Source organism: Chryseobacterium suipulveris (assembly GCF_022811685.1).
Classification (GTDB): domain Bacteria; phylum Bacteroidota; class Bacteroidia; order Flavobacteriales; family Weeksellaceae; genus Kaistella; species Kaistella suipulveris.
On the sequence record NZ_CP094532.1, the window covers coordinates 1,666,745 to 1,685,582 of the forward strand.

An 18,838-nucleotide genomic window follows, 5' to 3' on the forward strand; every position below is an offset into this window, starting at 1 on the left:
AACCTCCAAAGAATTTCTTCCTGGAGGTTAGCTAGATTAAAAAAACTATTTCTTGATGATCTTAAAAATCACACTTCCAATTTTAAGGATGTACATCCCTGCAGACATCGTGCTAAAATTCGTTTCGTTTTTTCCTTTACTGATTTTCATGGTTTTTATCAAATGTCCGCTTGCGCTGTAAATCTCGGCGTTTGTGATCCCGCTGCTTCGATATATAGTTAAGTCTGCAATATGATTTGGATAGATGGTCCAAATCAATACATGATGTCTTTCATCCCTATCTACAGTTTCAAGAGAAACCGCTCTTTTTCACGATTCTTTTTATTTTGAGTTTTCATGGTTATCATCGTTCGTTAAATAGTTTTTCTTTTTTCTCCACAAAGTTCTACTTCATTAGTATAAAGTTGTTATTCAATACACATTATTTTTTAATCAAAACGCATTAACCTACATTTTTAATTAAATTTGTAAAAAATAAATCCTGGAAAACGTTTTGGTCATTGAAGAAATGCAGGATATCCCCTACTCTGAGATCATCAGAAAAAATTGTGAGGACGAAATGCAGATCTTCAATTCTGATCTAATCGGCAAAGGAGAAACTGCGGTGATCCCGCTAAAGGAAGATATTACGATGATTTATTCTTCCGGTGTCCCCGCACAATCGTACCGGCTTCTGTACAGCCATTATTATTATGACAAGATCATGCTCTGCATCTGCCTTACTGGACAAGTACAACACGACAACGGCGAATGGCTGCACACGAAAATAGGAAATGGGCAATCGTTTATGTATGGTGTGGAACGGGACCGAACCTATGTGCAGATGGAAAAGGGCAAAAAATACGAGCAGGTGTCGCTTGTTTTCGGAAAGAAAAACTTCTACGAATGCCTCGACCGTTTCTTCGATGAGTTCTCTAAAGAGGAAAGACAAATCTGCATCGATGCCTTTTTCTCAAAAAATACCACTGGCAAGCTGTTCGACATCTCTAACGAAGTGCGTGTGATTTGCCGACAGATCCTGAATTGTCGCCTCACCAGGAATTACCGACGTGTTTTTCTGGAATGCAAACTTTTCGAAATCCTCGCCTACTATTTCCAGAGTATTACTCAAACTCCCACAAAACAACTGGTTTTTTCTGCCGACGATGTCGCAAAATTGCAGCAGGCAAAAAGACTTCTTAACGAGCAAACACAAATCCTGAATTTCACTGTTGACCAGCTCTGCCGCGAAGTTGGGTTGAACCGTTTCAAATTGAACTTAGGTTTTCAGTCGATCTTTAATACCTCAATCATCAAGTTTTACCGTAGCGCAGTTTTGGCAAAAGCCCATAATGAGCTTCTTTCCGAACAAGACAAAAGCATCGAGGAAACAGCACTTAACTATGGGTACGGAAGCGTACAGGCATTTTCCAACGCTTTTTTTAAGGAATATGGTTACCGTCCGAGTAAGTTGAAGGGGTAGGTTTTTCTTGCCATCTGACCAACAGGAATTTGTTTTCCTTACGGAGTTACCACAAGCGACAATCGTGCAGTAGTAGCGAAACAAAAAGATCCGGCAAAATGAGTTCAATGCTTTTGCCGGATCAAGGGGGCTGTACACCGCCCTACTAACTTACCACCACGCTGCCCGCATAGATGGAGTTGGATACCGCAGAATCGTCGTCTGCAAGGAAGGCGAGCCAGACGTGCACGGTCTTTCCGGACCAGTCGGGAGTGAGCGGCGCTGTAAAGGTGCCCTCGAGCCGGGTTGCGACATTCTCCATGAAGACCGATGTGTTTTCGCCCTCGGCAGCATAGAGGATCTGTGCGCGGTCGGTCTGCAAGACAGGGTTGCCACCGGAGTTGTCCATCCACTGCAGCGTGAACGAGTTTGCAGCAGCGGAAGTGAGCCCTGTGGCGATTGCCTGCGTTCGGCTACCCCTTGCGAAACTGATGTCGCCATAGACAGGGACGACCTGCATCAGTGTGTAGTCGAGTTCGAACGCGTTGAGCAGATTCGCCATCGCCATGTTGTAGGGCGACTTCATCCCGATCTTTCTTCCAAAGTACTTCGTGGCGAAGTGCTTGTAGGAGGTTAGAAAACTGTACGCCTCCCTCATCCTCTGCTGTACGAGCAGCTGTCGGGGGTTGGTTGTCTGCCCCTGCTTTCTGGGGCGGTGCCGGAGGATTTCTGTACCTCCCACGTTGGCTACAACTAAACGGCCGGTGCGGCCGTAGGAGCCGGATAGTAGTGAGTTAGATAATTTTCCCATCTTTTTAAATTTTGGGAGTTAATACTGGGGTAAAGGTAGGGCGGCAAGTTGCGGGTTTCTTTCCTCTTTCCGCTTTTTTCCGAAACTTTCCATTACGTGTCAGTATATTGTTGATTATCAATAGATTTCTATACTTTCTATTGTTTTTCTTTATCCTTTGCTTATCCCTTGCTTATGCTTTGTTTATCCTTTGTATATCCTTCCGCTATCTTTCCGCTATGGTTTGTATATCCCTTCGCTATTTTTTTCTATGGGAAATTGGGAGGGATTGAAATGGATTGGAATAGATTGGAATAGATTGAATGCGCCTCGTGGCGCATTCGTACAGAGGTTTTACAGATTTTTTGGGATATTGTGGGGATAATGAGAATATTTTTTGGGGGGGTGTTCGCGGATGAAGATGTTGGTTGAATGCGCCTCATGGCGCATTCGTACAAGATTGGTGGAAATTTTTTGGGATTATGGGGATAAGGAGGATGTTTTGGGGGTTGGGAATTGGGTTGTGGATGGATTGAACGCGCCTCGTGGCGCATTCCCACAAATGGATGAAAATACCGTTAAAAGACGGTGGTTTCGTGTGGATAAAGTCCTTAATTTCGAATGTTCAAACTAACGACCATGGAGACCATGATATCATTTAGCGTGACGCAGCTTGAACAATTGCGCAGGGAGCAGGAACTGCTTTTGCGGAGGATTAGCAGTGGGACCTTCCCCCTGGATGAGACAATGATTGTTGACGAAATAGAGGTTGCCAAATTCCTGAACGTAACCGACCGGACGATGCGTACCTACCGAAAGGAACGCTTTTTCCGCTATATCAAGATCAGGGGACGGATCCTCTATCTGAAGCCGCTTCTTTTTGAGGATTTGGTGCGGCTGAGTATGACAGCCGGAAGCCCCGCAGACTCCAAAAGGCCGCATTAAAATGACCAAATACCGCGTATTGCATACAAAGTGTCTATCCATCGGTGTTTCAGCGATTTAACATAAAATTAATGTTAAAATATTTGTGGGCATCAAAAAAAGTACTGTTATTTGCCACCATATTTATTAACATTTCTTTAAGATAAATTTCGCTTATCGAATCTTTAACATCCACTATATAATTAATTTATGAAGAGAATTTTACTATTATGCTCGCTCGCATTTTCCACGCTGTATTATTCGCAAATTCCAACAGGGACGAGGAATGATGCAGGACTGCAAGGCGACGCGGGGGCAACCAACGGCTTTTTTGAGACTAATAAGCCAGTGAACTACCCTGAAGGGGCTACAGACTGGTGGCACCTGCTCGACGTAAGGCACAGCAACCCATCCAACAACCACGCGATGCAGTTGGCTGCTGCTTTTTGGGGGCAAAACCTCTATTTCAGAAATACGAACAACAGCTCATCCACCCCGTGGAACCGTGTACTGACAGAGGACAGCGAGGGAAAGGTTAGAATCGGTGGAAGCACCACGGTGGACAAGGTTGCCATCACCGGTTCGCACACAGAGTCCACCGTCCTGCTCCAGGCGAATAACGGTGGAAACCCCAATGCCTACCTCACCCTTTGGGCATCCGAACCGGGGGCGAGCTACACAGGGACGGGGATCGGGAACAATGTAAGGAACTACTACAACGGATCCCCCTTTCAACGGATCGCCACCGACCGTAGGGGATCCTTCATGCGACTCCTGGACAACCACATCAGCTTGGGCATCGTGCCGCAGAGCGGGATCTATAAGGAGGCACTCAATCTGGGACCCGACGGTGCCGGTTTCTCGGGGAATATTCATTCCGTGGAGGGGCACCTGCTCTCCAGCAAGACCACCAACGAGGGCGGATCGCTTGTCCTGAGCAACAACAATAAGACAGGGCAGCAGTACCGGACATGGATTATGTACAATATGACCGGACCCTATACCAACTCCCTGCAGTTTTGGAACTACTCGGCAGACGGAACGAAATCTGTACCACGTCTAAAGATATCCGATGAGGGGGATATGGCGCTTTACGGAAAGTTTGAGGCGAAGGAGGTGAAGGTTACGGCATCGCCTACCGCGGACTTCGTTTTCGCGGACGGCTACCCGCTTCCCAAGTTGGATGAGGTTGAGCAATTTATCAAGAAAAACAGACACCTCCCCGAGGTGGCGTCCGCAAAGGAAATGGAGCGGGACGGCGTGAACGTGGGCGAGTTCCAGATCAAGCTGCTTCAGAAGATCGAGGAGCTCACGCTCTACACCATCGAGCAGGGAAAGATGCTGAAGGAGCAGCAACGAAAGCTTGAGGAGCAGCAACGGAAGATCGAAGCTATGGAGAAACTCGTTGACCAAAGTAAGGAGTGATGGGAAAGAGACAATTATTATTGACGCTTGGTCTCTGCTGCGGACTACTCGGCGCGCAGATCAAGCCCACCGGCATCCCGCAACCCACGGGGGGCAACGTCTTCAGATACGACGATGCGGGAAACCAGGTTTTCAGGGGGTACGTGTGTTCCAACTGCCCTATGGGAAATAAGGGTGGTGAAACCGAACCCTCCGCCCAACCAGAAGCCACCGCAAGCAGCAACCCCGACGAAGACCTTTGGAGCGAAATCCAGGTCTACCCCGTTCCGGTCAGGGACATCCTCACCATCGCTTGGACCGACCTTGCCGACCAGCTGATTGACGAGGTGGGCATGTATGAACAGAACACGGTACACTGGAAGTTCCAGCAGAAAAACCTCCCCAACCTTAACAGACAGGTACAGGTCGACATGACCCACTACTATATGGGCGTGTACGTGCTTACCTTCCAGCTGAAGGACGGCAGGACGATATCGCGGAACATTATCAAGCTTTAGCCCGGGGGAAACCTACCCCCTAACTTTTCAACCCAAAATCCATGAGGAAACTATACCTTCTTTTCTATACGTTGGCGTCACTGCCCTATTTTTCACAGACCATCCTGAACCAGCAGGAGACGGCGAGCAGAACCGTTGAGGATCCCAACGCCGTGGTTCTTGCGCAGGGGTTCCGTGCCACCTCCGCCACCAGCAACCCCTTTGTGGCGAAGATTGGCACTCCCGCAAATCCGGGCGACCAGCCGGTGGATTCGGGAGCGGGAAGCGGAAATCCTTCGGGACCGGCAGGAGACATCGCATTAAAATTTCATGATACCCAGGGGAATATCGAGGTGAACGGCGGCGGGCAGCTGCAGTTTACCCTACCCATTGCATTGCCGCCGGGCGTAAAAAGTGTAGCGCCGCAAATTAATTTGGTTTACACCAGTGGTTCGGGAAACGGAATTGCAGGATATGGATGGAATATTTCGGGGATCACTGCAATTTCGCGCATAGGCAAGAATATTGAAAAAGATGGCGCGATAAGGGGAATCCAGCTGGATTACAGTGACTATTATAGCTTCAACGGGCAGCGGCTGATCCTGAAATCCGGCGAGTATGGTAAGGACGGCGCGGAGTATGTGACGGAGAAGTTTTCGAATGTAAAGATTAGGAGCGTGGGGGCTGTTTCCGGGCAGCAATGGCAGGGGCCGGAATATTGGGAGGTGACCTTTGAGGACGGATCGCAGGCGTGGTATGGGGCGACTCCTAATGGAGGTTATGTTTCTGCGAGAACCCCTGTGGAATATAATATCGTGAAGTGGAGGGATGCGCAGGGGAATTATATTAGCTACAGCTATACACAGGCCAATAATGTGGCGGTAATTTCGAACATACAGTGGGGAGGAAATGAAACGCTTGGGAAGGGACATTTCAATGAAATTCAACTCGCTTATACTGGTAGAGATTTTAAAGAAGAAAATTATGTAAACGGTATATCACTTATCCAGCAAAGGATACTTACAAGTATTACGGTGAATGCTAATGGTAGCCCATTTAAAAAATATGAAATTGATAATACTTTTAAAAATGGTACCAATTATAATTTTGTAAAATCAATTACTGAATATAATTCAAATAATGAGGCTGCAAATCCTGTAACTTTTAGCTTTCCAAATAACACCCAACCAAACCCAGAGGTAATTACTATTCCTAATGCTGATGCTTTTGACGGGGTGAAATTTACAGGGGATTTTAATGGAGATTCTTATCTTGATTTTGTAATGTCAAACGGATTAGTAAAGTTAGGTGCTTTTGACGATAATTTCGTCAGTATTTCTACTGGCAAGCATTTTAATAGTGATGCAGTAGTCGTGAATACCTTATTAGATGAAGAAGGACAAATATACAATGGAAATGGTATTGTTCAGTATGAATCAGGGAAAATAGTTGGATATATTTTTAGGAATAACAACTTTGTAAAAGTATTTGAAAAATTGGTTTACAATCAATCTGATTGCCAGTATCAAGGTGGTGGTGTTGGTTGTAGAATATATAGTACATTAAATGAAGGAGATATAGATGGTGATGGAATTTCTGATATTTTTTTGACTTTAGAAAGGGAAGAGTGTAATTGGGTTTATATCCCAGGATGCGAAGAAAAAACTAATGAGATTGATAATAAATCAGTACCTCCTTGTTATGAATTGCGATGTGATACCTACCCTATTGGAAATTTTATAATAGATTTAAAAAATTCAAACAATTCTATATCAACATTTACAGTCGCATCTGGAGTGCCGAATGCTTATTATGCAACACAAAAATATATGGATATAGACGGAGACGGTAAAGTTGACATAATCAACATTTCTAACACGTCTTATGTGGTTTTAGAATATACAAAAGTAGCAGCTAATCAATATCAAAAGAATGTAAAGTTTTCAGGTAACCTAAATGAAGTAAAAGATACTGCATTTCCTGTTTTATTTGGTGATTTTAATGGTGATGGAAAATTAGATTTCGTCATTCCTATTACAGAAAACAAATCGAGTGGTAAAGATGATTGGAGATTTTATATAGGAACGGGAATAGGTTTTAAAACCTATGTGAAGCAGGATTTTATGTGGTATCATAAACCTTATACTGATTGGAATAATGGTTATGCTTTAATTTTTAGAGTTCACCACTATTCAATTAGCGATCTTAATCATGATGGAAAATCTGATATTATTCATACCATGTCAAAAAGTAGTGCTGATATTTACACAGGTACAAGAAGATATTATTCATACGTAATTGAGGCAAGACAACAAAATGGCATTGATAATTTGGGCAATATTAGTTTTCTTTCACCTCCTTTGAAAACCTATCAGGGAATAGTGAACGACATTTATGATTTAACGCAATTTACACCTTTAACCGCACCAATAAAATCTGGTAATAACCAATATGATATGTATTTGTATTGGAAAAATACAGTGGTGAGGTATAAATCTGAAACTCCTGTAATAGAACTATCAAGAATAAACTCAATTCATCAATCGGGAAACAATACTTATGTTGAATATAAGGAATTACTAGCTGATTTCTATAAAAATCCTGTAAAAATGAACTATCCTTACTTTTCTTTTGAAAGGATAGATCAATCTTTTGCAGTTTCCCAGTTAAGACAACTTCTTCCTGCCGGAACCCGCAAACAAGATTTTCGTTACCGAAGCATGATCACCCATCTCCAAGGAAAAGGCATGATCGGTTTCCGCCAAACTGCACGATCTTCCTGGTATACCGATGATCTGGCCAATACCAAGATATGGAGCGGTGTGGAGATCGACCCCTTGAATGACGGGGTTCCCATCAAAGAATGGAGCATCAAAAACTATACAGAATCTTCAATTTTTCCGTTGGATATCTCTGAAAACAATTCCCAATTATTGTCCTTTAAATCTACGCAATATCGCTTTGACAAGTTGCTTAATGGAAATGTTGTAGACATCAACACCCTTTCCACAGCAGATAAAGCCAGAGTTGTTTCTGCAACGGTACCCGTAAATTCCATAAGCAAGGACATCATGAAAGATATCCGTTCGGAGAGTGTGATTACCTATGACAATTATTACCTACCCATACAAACCACTACGAATGTTAATTATGGATTTGCCATTTCAACCACCCAACTCAATTACTACCCCCCTAATCTTACCGGAGTTGGTAAAGATTACCATGTAGGAAGACCGCAGTCCAAAAACGAACAGATGCAGGTATATGGTGACACCAAAGGAGCCAAAGAAGATTACACTTACGAAAACAACCTCCTGAAAACCAAAAAAAACTGGAACAGGGACAATACCGGCTGGGTTATGGAGACCTACTCCTACGACGGATTTGGGAACATCACCCAGAAAAAGGTTACCAGCAGTATTGACGGAAATTCTAAAACCGACAAGGCAGAATTTGAAAGCAAGGGAAGGTTTGTGACCAAGAAGATCGACAACCTCGGTTTGGAGACCTCTGTTGAATATAATGATTGGGGACAAGTGACCAAACAAACCGACCCTCTAGGGAATATCCTAACCAATGAATATGATTGGTGGGGCAAGCTCTTAAAATCAAAAACCAATCTTGCTGGAACCACCACCTATACCTATGAGAAAAACACCAATAGAGATGCCGTCGTCACCGAATACAGTGCGGATGGGGATGTAAAGATATCCTATACCAATAAGCTCGGGCAAAATTATTTATCTACCACAAAAAAATTCGGGCAGGGCCAGTATATCTCTTCACAAATTTCGTATGACGGACTCGGTAGAAAAACAGGAACATCCGAACCCTATTCCGGAGGATATCCTAGCCAATGGAACCTCATAAAATATGATGATTACTCCCGACCGATAAAGGCCACTTCGTTTACCGGAAAAATAGTGGAATCGGTGTATAATGATTCTCAAAGATCGGTAACCGTCACCGAAAAAGACACCAAACCCAATAACGGAACAACCGACCGCTTCAAAAAACAAACAACAGATCCTCTGGGAAATATAAGTTCTTCCGAAGACTTGGGAGGTATTATCTATTTCAAATACAATGCGGCAGGAGAAAACACGGAAGCCAACTATGAGGGCAACATCGTGAAGACCACCTACGACGCGTGGGGAAATAAGACCCGCTTCGAGGATCCCTCCAACGGGGTGTACCAATACGAGTACAGTGGCTTTATGGGCGCGCTTTCGAAGTCCAAGAGCCCGAAGGGCGAGAAGACCTACACCTACAACGGCAAGGGGCAGCTTACCGAGCAGAGGGAGAAGAGCAAGACAGGCAACGCCACCGACAAGGTCATCAACTTTACGTACAACGACAAGGGGCTCATCACCAAGAAATACGGCACCTCCCTCGGGAAGCCCTACGGCAGCGGGATCGCCTACGACCAGTACGGCAGGGTGCTGAGCTCGTACGAGGAAAGCAACGGAAGGTATTTTATGAAAAAGGGCATCACCTACGACGACAAGATGCGGGTGACCTCCTACGAGAAGTCCCTCTACTCCTCCGGCGTGCTTACCAAGGTGACGATCGAGAACGAATACGACGGCTGGAGCGGCGCACTGTACAGGGTAAGGGAGAAGCCCACCGGGAAGATCCTGTGGGAGCTGAAGGAAACCAACGACCGGGGTCAGGTAAAAAAAGCCCAGTTAGGGAATGTACATATCGAGAACGAATATGACGGCAGCGGCTTTTTAGATTTTGTGGACCACACTTCTAATGCAAACCAATCCACCGTACTCTATATAGACTACACCTTCGATGCCGTAAAAAATGAGTTAAAGGATCGCAAAACCTTTGGAGACTTCAACATCATCGAGCAGTTTGAGTACGACGGCAATAACCGGCTGGTTAACTGGACGGACCCGGTGACCGGGGCGTTTGCGCAGAACCAGAAGCGCAACCTGTACGACAACAAGGGGCGCATCACCCAGAACGACCAGGTGGGAAGCTTCGCCTTCTCCCCCGGCACGAAAAAGTACCAGCCAATCGGTATGGTGCTGAACGCGGCGGGAAACATGAACTATACCAACGACCTGCTGCAGAAAATATCCTACAACGAGAACAACGATCCCGTGTATATCGACGGATTGAAGGGCGACGTGCGATTTGAGTACGGATTGACAAGCATGAGGCAACGGGTTACCTATGGAGGAAATTTCCTCCCCCCTACCCCCTCCGAAACAGGGACAGAGGAGGGAAGGTTCACCAAGTACTACAGTGAGGACGGCAGCTATGAAATTATCAGAAATAACCAGACCGGGCAGGAAAAACATCTCATATATATTGGAGGAACGCCATACGAAAGCAATATTGTTTTCGTTAAAGGATATACGGAGAGCGGCGGTTCATTCAAATTTTTGCATAAGGATTATTTAGGTTCGGTTTTAGCCATTACGGATGAAGCAGGCAATAAACTGGAGCAAAGACACTTTGATGCTTGGGGCAACCTGACACACCTGAAGATTGGCAATGGAGCAATCATTACAGATAAAACCCAGATTAGTGATTATCTCGCAAACGGCAACCTTCTTGTAGATCGTGGTTACACTTCTCACGAGCATTTTGTGGAGGTCGGGTTGATCCACATGAACGGAAGGTTGTACGATCCTCTTCTGAAAAGGTTCCTAAATGCTGATGAAAATATACAGGATCCGCACAACACGCAGAACTACAACAAGTATGGGTACGTGCTGAATAATCCACTGATGTATAATGATCCGAGCGGGGAGCTGTTCTGGTTTGCGGCATTGGCAGTTGCTTTAAAAAGTGTATTTTGGGCTGGAGTAGTTGCTGGGGCGATAGGTGGAGCAATCATAGGAAGTGCACTTTATTTAGGACAAGCTGCTATTACGGGTAACTTCTCTTGGGGTGGTTTTGCGAAATCATTTTTTATGGGAGCTTTAACAGGGGCAGTCGCAGGAGGTCTAGGACAAGTTTTTAGTGCGGGCGGATTTTGGGCAACTGTAGGCAATGGTGCTTTGGCGGGAGCTGGTAGTGGCGGAGTAACTTCTCTAATAAATGGAACAAATTTCTTAGAAGGATTAGCAACAGGTGCTGTTATCGGTGGAGCAATTGGTGCGGTGAGTTATTCAATAAATTTCTATTCAAAAGGTGGCGGTAAGGAAGCGGGTGCTAGATTCTGGAGTGGAAAAGCCAAATTAGATTTGTCAAAAGGATATGGTGCACACGGTGTTGATACAAAAGTATTAAATTCTGAAATTGATGCTACTTATGTAGGAGAATATAAAGGTGTCAAAGTATATGAGTCATCTGTTGGTTTCGGAAAAGGTGCTCAATCAGGAGGATTAACCTTGCCTCCTAACAAAATGGTGGTAGGAAAAGGTGCTTACGCTTTAAGAGATATCTTTGGAGATTCAGGAACTTATGATCTTTTTACCCACGAATTTGGACACATCCTACAAGCAAAAAAGGTTGGTGAGGCTGCATTCTATGATATTATTGCTCCAAGCAGTGGTTATAGTGCAACTGTAAATTCATACAGAGGTCATAATCAATTTTGGACTGAAACTTGGGCTAATCAATTATCTTATGATTACTTTACCAATAGAAATTTACCCTTTAATCTTTTAGAGAATATTGCTAAACCGCTTTCACAGAAGTATATTGATATTTTCACTAAATACCTTTCAATAAGAGGTTTCAGCATTCCTACATCTTGGAATAAAATCCCATAAAAAAAACATATGAAAAATATATTATTAATTAATTTCCTTCTTATTATTTCTTGCACTTCAAGAATCAAGGATGGCGCCAATTTGACCGTCTATAATGAGACTCCATCTGATATCTATATAATAGATAGATACACAATAGACAAAAAAACAAAAAAAAATATAGATATCTTTGACAATGGTTTTAGTAGTGATAGAAATAAAAAAATAATTCATTTAAAAGATAATTTAATCACTATGTACACTAACAAGACAATTTTTTTTCCTTTGAAAGATTATGAAAATAATAAGATTTATAACTCTCTAATATTTTATTTTATAAAAAGAGAAGATTTAGGGAAAACAAAACAAGAAATATTTGAAAAAAAACTGTATGATAGTATACGTATAAATTTAGATAAATTTCATCAAGAAGGTAGTGATAATCATCTTTATATAGAAGAAAATAAATCCGAGTTTAAAAATAATTGAACAAAAAAAGGCTGTCGTTCGACTAGTCATGGTCGGAAGAAAATTCCGGCCATTTTTTATGTTAAGTTTTAAAAACCTTGTCGGGATTTCCTCCAGCAAAAATGATTAATATAGCGGTAATCATATCCCGAATTTCCATTGCAATACGTCTTTTGGCGGTTTTGTATCCCAAATCGTTTACTTTTTTATAAATCAGAAGTAGCATAGAAGCAATCATGGTCATATAAATCATTACTTCGATTCCGTTTTTGTTCATTGATACCAAATGACTTAGATTGAGTTCCTGCTTTAGGAATCTAAAAAACACTTCAATATCCCAACGTTTTCTGTAATAATCTGCAATTTCTTTTGCCGAAAGTTCAAATTCATTGGTCAAAAACCAAAATTCTTTGTCTTTTTTTTCGTTTTTGATGACTACTAGTCGGAAACAAGTTTCTACTTTTTCTTCACGATGATGAATATTCCCACGTTTATTCAAAACTGGTTTTCCAGTGTAAAGCTTTACTTTGCTGTCTTTCATCACTTCCCAGTCATCCCATTTTTGAGATTTTTTTCCATCAAGAAAAGATTCTATTTCTTCAAATTTGCGGTTTTCTTTACTTCGGATAATGAATTTTACCGATTTTTCATCAAAATCTTTCATCACTCTTGTGGATTGCAAACCCCTGTCTATCACGTAAATATTCTCGTGATGTTCTTCTTTTTTTACTTGTTTCAGAATAGCTTCGGGAAGTGCGGCTTCCTCTGACGAATATTTTTGTCCAGTAAAGACTTCGACACCTGAAGGCAAAATTCCATCAAATGAAAAACTGAATTTCACCAGTTTCTTCCCACTTTTCTGGTCGATTCCTTCTTTGAGTTTGGCGCAGGTATCGGCAACAATGGTGCTGTCAACCCTGATTAGGTTGTACTTTTCGATTTCGGTCTTCGAATAAAGTTCAGAAAACCTTCCGTACATCTGCTCGTAAATTTCTTTAAAATAATTGGAATCGATTTTGGAAAGCCTTTCAGAGATAGAACTTCTGCGTACTTTTTCCTCTTCACCCAAACCAAACAAGGCTTTGAAACCACTGCTGTTAAAGGTGTCTTCTAAGGTTCTTTGGCTTAATTTTTCATTATCAAAAATACAAAATAAAAGCAAATAAAACATTTTCTTACCGTGAAGCACTTTGCTATAGTGGTCTACTTTAGAAGTTGCAGAAAGATGGGTTAAAAGCGCTTCGGGAATAAACTCCAAAACTTGCTTGAGGGAGATTTTGTGGTCTTTAAAAACTGACATAATTAATTGATTATCAGCTATAAAGATACGAAATTAAATTCAAATAAACAAGTTAAATAATTGATAATCAACCTGTTAAATCACTTCATCTTCACAACAAAAAAAACAAAAAAGTCGGAAGAAAAATCTTCCGACCATGACTAGTCGTTCGACAGTCTTTTTTGTATTATAGAGCAGCAATATTTTTAAGTTTTGCGGCTTTGATAAAAGCGTCGATGGTAGCGAAGATGTGGCTTTTGGTGTCGTTGTCCAGTTCTTGTATCGCCTTTAGTTTTTTCAGGGTGTCGTTGTCAATCTGCTCATATTCTCCGTCTTTTACGAGATAATCCAGCGTTACGCCAAGAGCATCAGCAATTTTTGTAGCCACTTCAATAGAGGGAACATTTTCCCCACGCTCATATTTTCCTATAATGTCTCCAGAGGTTCCAATGGTTTTGCCAAGGTCGCTCTGCTTTATTTTTTTTTGTTTTCTGGCAAAAGCCAATCTGTCTGCAAAAGCCATAAATAAGTCGTTTTTATGAGTTATAAACTAAAGATTAGCAAATATAAGCAACTTATAAGTTAGATAAAAATAAAATAATACTTGCATATAAAAGTTAAATGAGTTAGATTTGTGAGGTATTTGTCAGATAAAATATTTTCAAAAATTTTTAGTCTATGGAAATCTCCGAAATCAAAAATCGTTTAAGCCTCTCCGAGGTTCTACACCATTACAATCTACAGCCTAAAAACAATATGCTGAAATGTTTCCACCACGAAGACAAGAAACCAAGTATGCAGGTGAATTTGGAGAAGAATTTTTATAAATGCCACAGTTGTGGGAAAACAGGCGATGTCATCCAGTTTATAGAAGATTTTGAAAACTTAGATAAGCATAATGCAATTTTAAAAGCACAATCTTTAATTGGTTCAGAAGTTCCAACAATGATAAAACCGAAAATTGAAAATAAAAGTCAGTCCGACACGGTATTTTTGGAAAAAATTTTTAAAACGTTCCGAAAAGGTATCTACAACTCCAATCCAGCGAAGGAATATGCGGAAAAGAGAAATCTAAAAGTAGCATTGGGAGAAAACAAGGAGGGGCTGGAAATCGGCTTCAACTCGGGACAATTCCACCACGGAGAACGGAAAGACGAGGAACTGATTAAAAAATCTTTGGAAGCGGGATTGTTGATTGACAAAGGAATTTTGGGAAGAACAGGGGAAAAAGCGTTTGGAATTTTTGCGAATAAATGTCTGATTTTTCCTTTAAGGAATAAAGAAAACGAGATTGTAAGCTTTTACGGAAGAAGTATTTTTGAAAACAAGGAAGCGAAACACTTCTATTTGAGAAACCGAAGCGGAATTTATCCAGCTTATCCAAAAAAGGAAACGAAGAAACTTATTTTAACAGAAGCGATAATCGACTGTGCAAGTTTACTGCAAATACGACAAATAAAGGAAAATTACAGTTTAATCAGTTGCTTTGGAACAAACGGTTTAAACGAAGAGATTTTACAAGCAATAAAAGAACTCAAGAATTTAGAAGAAATTATTTTTTGTTTTGATAATGATAAAGCAGGAAAAACCGCAGTAGAAAAATATGCCAATCAATTATTAATGGTTAATTATAAATTGTTAATTACAAATGTGGAACTTCCTAACAAAGATATAAACGAAACTCTGCAACTCCACAGTGAAGAAATATTTTTGGAACTTTTAGAGAACCGAAAAGATATTTTTCTTTCAAATGAAAATAAAAAAATTATTGTTACCGAAGCAGAACCAAGAGCAGAACCAAAAAATAATATTGATTTTTTAAAGCAGAAAAATTTACTGCAGGAACTCAATAAGCTCATAGAAAAAGCGGGAATCATCGGGGAAGAAAACAGCAGATTATTACTGTTTTTGATTACAATCAGTTACCTAAACAAAAGTCCGCTACACGGAATTGTGCAGGGAAGTTCGGGAAGCGGAAAAACCCACATTATCTCAAGGATTGCGGACCTGATGCCACAGGAAGATGTCTTAAGATTTACAAGAATTACGGAGAGTTCTCTTTATAATTGGGGAGAATTTGATTTATTTCAAAAAATCATAATTATTGAAGATCTGGACGGATTAAAGGAAGATGCACTTTATGCGTTAAGGGAATTTATCTCCAACCAAGTTTTAAGAAGTTCGGTAACCATCAAAGATAAAAAGGGAAACAACAAGTCTTCCCACAAAATCGTGAAAGGACAGTTCAGCAGTTTATCTGCGACAACCAAGGGCGAATTATACGAGGACAATATGAACAGGAGCTTTATCATCGCCATCAATGAAAGCGAGGAACAGACGGAGAAAATAATATCCTACCAAAACCGCAGAAATGCGGGAGAAATCGACAGAAACGAGCAGGAAAAGGCGATTGGTTTTATTCAAAAATTGGTAAGAAATCTAAAGCATTACGAGGTGGTAAATCCTTATGCAACACAGATACAGCTACCTAATAATGTAAAAAATAAAAGACGTTTAAATGAAATGTTCCAATCGACTATTAAGCAAATAACCCTATTACACCAATATCAGAGAGAAATATCCTCCTCCAGCTCCTCCAAAGGAGGAGAGCAATATTTGGTTACGGAAATAGAGGATGTTGAGAATGCCGTAGAAATCTTATTTGAAAGCATCATTTTAAAAATAGACGAACTGGACGGAAGTTTAAGACAGTTTTTTGAAAAATTGAAGAAAGCCTTTACGGACAATCATTTTACACGGTTTGATGCAATGGGAATTACGGGGTTTAAAAAGACACAGTTGCAGTTTTATCTCAATGAATTGGTACGATTGGAATATTTAAAACAGATTGGCTTTGCGAACAAAGGATTTAAATATAAAGTTTCTTATAGCGACAATATCCAGAAAGTTAGGAAAGATTTAAAAGAAGCTTTTACGAAACAGCTGGAAGAACTTAAACTGAACGCTACCGAACACAAGCGAACGCCAAACGGAAGCGAAACGAACGCTAAAGCACAACCTATGACCATCTAAATCTCTTATTATCAAATCTTTATTAGTTACAATTGGTTATCGTTCGGAAAAATCGAAAATATTACAAAAGCAAAAAGGCCATATGTGAATGGAAAATGAAGTTTTAACGGAATACCGACACTATTTAAAATCCCTTGGCTACAAAGAAGATGCGGTTATAAAAAGAATAAAGTCGGTCAGAAAATTTTTAGATTTTGCACAAAAACACTACGCTGAAATCACCTCGGAAGATTTAGAAAAATATTACCAATATCTACAAGAAAAGCCCAACAGGTTTAAGGCTGAAAAAGGCATCAAGCAAAGCACCATTTTACAGTATATCCGAAACGTGGAGCAGTTTTACGAAATGCTCGCAGAGTATGGGAAACTTGGGGAACCCATCACGATAAATCCTGAAGCTAGAGAAGATGATATTTTTGTAAGAGAAATTTTGTCTCAAGAAGAAATCCAAAAACTTTACGAAGTAGCAGGAGAATTACAAGAAAAAATCATTTTACACCTTGCCTACGGATGCGGACTGCGTGCAGGAGAACTGGTAAAAGCGAATAAAGAAGATGTCTATCTGAAGGAAAATCTTTTAATCGTTCCGAGGGGAAAGTTTAACAAAAGAAGAATAATCCCACTTACAGAAACCATAAAAAATGATTTGGAACTTTTTATTTCAATTGAAAGAAAAGATTTTGAAGAGAAAACACCGCTTTTACTTCATTCCAAAGGCGGAAGAATACAAGAGTGGACATTGAATAGAATTTTAAAAAAGATGCTCAAAAAAATAAAAATTAGCGATGAAATCGACGAAGGAGATTCGCCGACCTCGTGGAGGCAAAGAATAAAGAAAATATCAATCCACAGTCTACGCCACAGCATAGCCACGCACCTTTTAGAAAACGGAATGGCGATGGAAAAGGTAAAAGAGTTTTTGGGACACAAGAATTTGGAAACCACGGAGATTTATACAAGAATATCTAAAAAATTATTAAAAGATTTAAGGATTTAGAAATTAGGAAATTATGCATAATAATGGAAAAGTCCCCTTTGGGGATTTAGGGGCTTATATCGAAAAAAACTACAGGAATAAAAGTTTATTCACCACAATACGGCACTATTTAAGTTACCAAAGAAACGCAGAAACCGCCCAACTAAAAGACATCTTACAGTATATTGAATACTTACGGAAACAGGACCTGAATCCTAAAACCGTCAGAAACCATCTCTTTGCAGTCAAAATCTACTATAACTATCTACAGGAAACAGGGCGGAGAAAAACCCACCCCTGCAAAAAATTACAACTCAAAGACCAACTCAACACGAGTGTAGCCACAGAAAAACTATACACATCGGAAGAATTGGAACAGTTTTACCAAAACTATAAAAGCAGAGAAAAAGAATTGCAGACCAGAAACAAGGTAATCATCAGTTTGCTTGTCTACCAAGCCTTACAGGTTACGGAAATCACGAAATTACAACTGCAGGATATTGATTTAGAGAAAGGAGAAATTATCATCAACAAAGAGAAACTAAACTCTAAAAAATCTTGGGGAAACAGCAGGATATTACCGTTGAAAGCCAACCAGATCCTACTTTTTTACCAGTACTTAAAATGGAGGGAAACATTGTTGGAAAATTTAAACAAAGAATCTGAAACCTTTATACTGACAAAACAGGGAAATACTTTAAACCCCCATTTAATCAGCAATTTAATCAATGAAGAAAAAGGGCAAAGATTTTTACCGTTGAAAATAAGGCAGTCCGTCATTGCAAATTTGTTGAAGGAAAAGAACGATTTACGTTTGGTCCAGGTCTTTACGGGACACAAGAAAAGTTCCACCACGGAAAGATACCGACTCACGGAATTGGAGGAACTCCAAAATGCGGTAAATAATTTTCACCCGATACAATAGTCCACCGCTTGCATTTTGAATTAAATATCCCGCCCTCCGAATAAAAAAGCCATTTTCGCCGACACCTTTTCCAACGCTTCCCGACGCATTACCGCCACAGCAAGTTACATAATCAAAATTATGGTCAAACTGCCCACGCAAACCGTTGTTCTCCACTCCGCAGGCTCCGCTCCGCACAAACCAGCCGCATCTTCGCCCATAATTTGGGATTATGTAAAATGCCTTCCTTTGCTCCGTTTTTGAAAAAAACTCCGCTTCCAACGCTTTTAGCCAAACACTTTCCCGAAACCTTTTCCAGCCCGAGAAAAAGACTTTTTTGCCAACGCTTCCCACCCTTTTTATAGGAAAAATGCTCCCACGCTCTGAAAGTTCTTCGGTAGAAAAT

Annotated in this window: 13 protein-coding genes; 9 read left to right on the forward strand and 4 right to left on the reverse strand. The window is 40.8% G+C overall.

All coding sequences use genetic code 11. From position 1 onward, the window contains the following. Nucleotides 1-45: 45 nt before the first annotated feature. A complete protein-coding gene (locus tag MTP09_RS07950) occupies nt 46-258 on the reverse strand; it encodes a T9SS type A sorting domain-containing protein (RefSeq protein ID WP_243547719.1) in 213 nt (70 codons plus the stop codon). 250 nt (nt 259-508) lie between these two features. Here MTP09_RS07950 and MTP09_RS07955 point away from each other — a divergent pair, with 250 nt between their 5' ends. Next, nucleotides 509-1,462, forward strand: coding sequence for a helix-turn-helix domain-containing protein (locus MTP09_RS07955; RefSeq protein WP_243547721.1), 954 nt, complete (start codon nt 509-511; stop codon nt 1,460-1,462). A gap of 145 nt (nt 1,463-1,607) precedes the next feature. Here MTP09_RS07955 and MTP09_RS07960 read toward each other — a convergent pair whose 3' ends face one another. Next, entirely contained in the window at nt 1,608-2,252 is a 645-nt protein-coding gene (locus MTP09_RS07960) for a DUF6266 family protein (protein ID WP_243547723.1), read from the reverse strand. Nucleotides 2,253-2,870: 618 nt separating this feature from the next. Between MTP09_RS07960 and MTP09_RS07965 the strand changes: the two genes are divergently transcribed. The 5 genes from MTP09_RS07965 to MTP09_RS07985 all read left to right on the forward strand — a co-directional run bounded on the left by MTP09_RS07965 (nt 2,871) and on the right by MTP09_RS07985 (nt 12,261). After that, on the forward strand, nt 2,871-3,176 hold the full coding sequence (locus MTP09_RS07965) for a helix-turn-helix domain-containing protein (protein ID WP_243547725.1): 306 nt from the start codon (nt 2,871-2,873) through the stop codon (nt 3,174-3,176). Nucleotides 3,177-3,365: 189 nt separating this feature from the next. Further along, nucleotides 3,366-4,580 (forward strand): hypothetical protein, encoded by a 1,215-nt coding sequence (locus tag MTP09_RS07970; RefSeq protein ID WP_243547726.1) that lies wholly within the window; start codon nt 3,366-3,368, stop codon nt 4,578-4,580. After that, entirely contained in the window at nt 4,580-5,077 is a 498-nt protein-coding gene (locus tag MTP09_RS07975) for a hypothetical protein (RefSeq protein ID WP_243547728.1), read from the forward strand. The genes MTP09_RS07970 and MTP09_RS07975 overlap by 1 nt, the downstream gene beginning before the upstream one ends. Before the next feature lie 41 nt (nt 5,078-5,118). After that, nucleotides 5,119-11,793, forward strand: a complete 6,675-nt coding sequence (locus MTP09_RS07980; RefSeq protein WP_243547730.1) for an RHS repeat-associated core domain-containing protein — start codon at nt 5,119-5,121, stop codon at nt 11,791-11,793. Between the two features lie 9 nt (nt 11,794-11,802). Next, a complete protein-coding gene (locus MTP09_RS07985) occupies nt 11,803-12,261 on the forward strand; it encodes a hypothetical protein (RefSeq protein WP_243547731.1) in 459 nt (152 codons plus the stop codon). A 61-nt stretch (nt 12,262-12,322) separates the two neighbouring features. Here MTP09_RS07985 and MTP09_RS07990 read toward each other — a convergent pair whose 3' ends face one another. Then, nucleotides 12,323-13,540, reverse strand: coding sequence for an IS4 family transposase (locus MTP09_RS07990; protein ID WP_213188435.1), 1,218 nt, complete (start codon nt 13,538-13,540; stop codon nt 12,323-12,325). Nucleotides 13,541-13,706: 166 nt separating this feature from the next. Next, nucleotides 13,707-14,042, reverse strand: coding sequence for a helix-turn-helix domain-containing protein (locus MTP09_RS07995; RefSeq protein ID WP_243547732.1), 336 nt, complete (start codon nt 14,040-14,042; stop codon nt 13,707-13,709). Between the two features lie 155 nt (nt 14,043-14,197). Here MTP09_RS07995 and MTP09_RS08000 point away from each other — a divergent pair, with 155 nt between their 5' ends. The 3 genes from MTP09_RS08000 (at nt 14,198) to MTP09_RS08010 (ending at nt 18,453) form a co-directional block, all read left to right on the forward strand. Beyond that, nucleotides 14,198-16,552 carry a CHC2 zinc finger domain-containing protein gene (locus MTP09_RS08000; protein ID WP_243547733.1) on the forward strand — a complete coding sequence of 785 codons (2,355 nt, stop codon included), beginning with the start codon at nt 14,198-14,200 and terminating at the stop codon, nt 16,550-16,552. Nucleotides 16,553-16,640: 88 nt separating this feature from the next. Next, nucleotides 16,641-17,549: a tyrosine-type recombinase/integrase gene (locus MTP09_RS08005; protein WP_243547735.1), complete on the forward strand. Its 909-nt coding sequence runs from the start codon at nt 16,641-16,643 to the stop codon at nt 17,547-17,549. A 13-nt stretch (nt 17,550-17,562) separates the two neighbouring features. Then, a complete protein-coding gene (locus MTP09_RS08010; RefSeq protein WP_243547737.1) occupies nt 17,563-18,453 on the forward strand; it encodes a tyrosine-type recombinase/integrase in 891 nt (296 codons plus the stop codon). Nucleotides 18,454-18,838 lie beyond the last annotated feature (385 nt).